Origin of the sequence: Roseateles sp. (assembly GCF_036404855.1) — a bacterium.
Classification (GTDB): Bacteria; Pseudomonadota; Gammaproteobacteria; order Burkholderiales; family Burkholderiaceae_C; genus Pelomonas.
On the sequence record NZ_DASWYS010000310.1, the window covers coordinates 1 to 2515 of the forward strand.

Consider the following 2515-nt stretch of genomic DNA (forward strand, 5'->3'; position numbering starts at 1 on the left):
ACATGAAAAAGGCCGGCGGAGCCGGCCCTTTTCAGACGTTGCGCGGACGAAGCCGGCGCTCAGGCCCCGAAGAACCCGCGCAGCTTGTCGGCCCAGCTCTCCTCGCCCGGCGTGTGCTTGGAGCCGCCTTTCTTCAGCGACTCGTCCAGTTCGCGCAGCAGCTTTCTGTGGTGCTCGGTGAGCTTCACGGGCGTTTCGACCGCGATATGGCAGTACAGGTCGCCGGGGTAGCTGGCGCGCACGCCCTTGATGCCCTTGCCGCGCAGGCGGAACTGTTTGCCGGCCTGGGTGCCTTCTGGAATGTCGATCGCTGCCTTGCCGTCGAGTGTCGGAACGTCGATCTCACCGCCCAGTGCGGCCGTGATGAAGCTCACCGGCACCTGGCAGTGCAGGTCGTCGCCGTCGCGCTCGAAGATGTCGTGCTTCTTGAGGCGGATTTCTATGTACAGATCGCCCGGCGGCCCGCCGTTGGTCCCTGGCTCGCCGTTGCCGGTGCTGCGGATGCGCATGCCGTCGTCGATGCCGGCTGGAATCTTCACTTCCAGCGTCTTCTGCTTCTTCACCTTGCCCTGGCCCTGGCAGGTGCTGCAGGGCTCGGGAATGATCTTGCCGCTGCCGCGGCAGTGCGGGCAGGTCTGTTGGACGCTGAAGAAGCCCTGGCGCATCTGCACCGTGCCGGAGCCGCTGCAGGTGCCGCAGGTCTTGGCACTCGTGCCGGGCTTGGCGCCGCTGCCGTGGCAGGTTTCGCAACTTTCCCAGGACGGAATACGAATCTGGGCGTCCTTGCCGCGCGCGGCTTCCTCCAGCGTGACTTCCATCGCGTAGCTCAGGTCGCTGCCGCGATAGACCTGGCGCCCGCCCGCCCGACCCCGACCGGACTGGCCGAACATGTCGCCAAAGATGTCGCCGAAGGCTTCGGCGAACCCGCCAAACCCCTCGGCGCCCGGGCCACCGGGGCCGCGCATGTTCGGGTCCACCCCGGCGTGGCCGAACTGGTCGTAGGCGGAGCGCTTGCGCGCGTCCGAGAGCATTTCGTAGGCCTCCTTGGCCTCCTTGAAGCGTTCCTCCGCCGCCTTCCCCGCATCGCCCTGGTTGCGATCGGGGTGGTACTTCATCGCCAGCTTGCGATAGGCCTTCTTGATCTCGTCCTCGGAGGCGTTCTTGGGCACCCCCAGGACTTCGTAATAGTCTCGTTTTGACATGAATCGTCAGCCCGGTTGGAACAGGAACGCCGCGCGAAAGCCTGGCGGGCTTCCAGCACGGCGGCTCGGTCGATGGACTGCGCCCGGTGCGCAGTTCCTGCGGGCTCAGCCCTTCTTCACTTCCTTCACTTCCGCGTCCACGACGTTGTCGTCGTCGGCGGGCGCGGCGCCGGATTGCTGGGTGTCGGCACCCGCCGCTCCCTGCGCTGCCTGAGCGGCCTGCTCGTTGGCATACATCTTCTCGCCGAGCTTCTGGCTGGCGGACATCAGGGCCGCGGTCTTGTCGTCGATGGCGCCCTTGTCCTCGCCTTTGAGGGCTTCTTCGAGATCCTTCACGGCGGCCGTGATCGCGTCCTTTTCGGCAGCATCGAGCTTGTCGCCGTGCTCGGCCAGGCTCTTGTTCACGCTGTGCACGGCGGCTTCGCCCTGGTTGCGGGCCTGGACCAGCTCGAGCTTCTTCTTGTCGTCGGCCGCGTTCATCTCGGCGTCCTTCACCATCTGCTGGATCTCGGCTTCGGACAGGCCCGAGTTCGCCTTGATGGTGATCTTGTTTTCCTTGCCGGTGCCCTTGTCCTTGGCGCCTACGTGCAGGATGCCGTTGGCGTCGATGTCGAACGACACTTCGATCTGCGGCGTGCCGCGTGCTGCCGGCGGAATGCCTTCGAGGTTGAATTCGCCGAGCAGCTTGTTGCCCGAAGCGATTTCGCGCTCGCCCTGGAACACCTTGATCGTCACGGCCGGCTGGTTGTCGTCGGCGGTGGAGAAGGTCTGTGCGAACTTCGTCGGGATCGTGGTGTTCTTGGTGATCATCTTGGTCATGACGCCGCCCAGGGTCTCAATACCCAGCGACAGGGGCGTCACGTCCAGCAGCAGCACATCCTTGCGGTCGCCCGACAGCACCTGGCCCTGGATGGCGGCGCCCACGGCCACGGCTTCGTCGGGGTTCACGTCCTTGCGCGGCTCCTTGCCGAAGAACTCCTTGACCTTCTCCTGCACCTTGGGCATGCGGGTCATGCCACCGACCAGAATGACGTCGTTGATGTCGGACACGCTGATGCCGGCATCCTTGATGGCCGTGCGGCAGGGCGCGATGGTGCGCTCGATCAGTTCGTCGACCAGGCTTTCGAGCTTGGCGCGGGTGAGCTTGATGTTCAGGTGCTTGGGACCCGACGCGTCGGCCGTGACATAAGGCAGGTTGATGTCGGTGGCGGCCGAATTGGACAGTTCGATCTTGGCCTTTTCAGCGGCTTCCTTCAGGCGCTGCAGGGCGAGCACGTCCTTGGACAGGTCCACCCCCTGGTCCTTCTTGAACT

Annotated in this window: 2 protein-coding genes; both read right to left on the reverse strand. The window is 65.0% G+C overall.

The annotated features are described in order from the left end of the window. Positions 1–59: 59 nt before the first annotated feature. Positions 60–1202 (reverse strand): molecular chaperone DnaJ, encoded by a 1143-nt coding sequence (dnaJ, locus tag VGF12_RS20750; RefSeq protein WP_331177949.1) that lies wholly within the window; start codon positions 1200–1202, stop codon positions 60–62. Between the two features lie 105 nt (positions 1203–1307). Next, positions 1308–2515 (reverse strand): Hsp70 family protein (locus VGF12_RS20755; RefSeq protein ID WP_331177950.1); only part of this gene is annotated, 1208 nt, incomplete at its 5' end.

What these genes read in the sequence shown, in the direction of transcription:
- dnaJ (WP_331177949.1), bottom strand. Translation starts at nt 1,202, where the DNA reads ATGTCAAAACGAGACTATTACGAAGTCCTGGGGGTGCCCAAGAACGCC.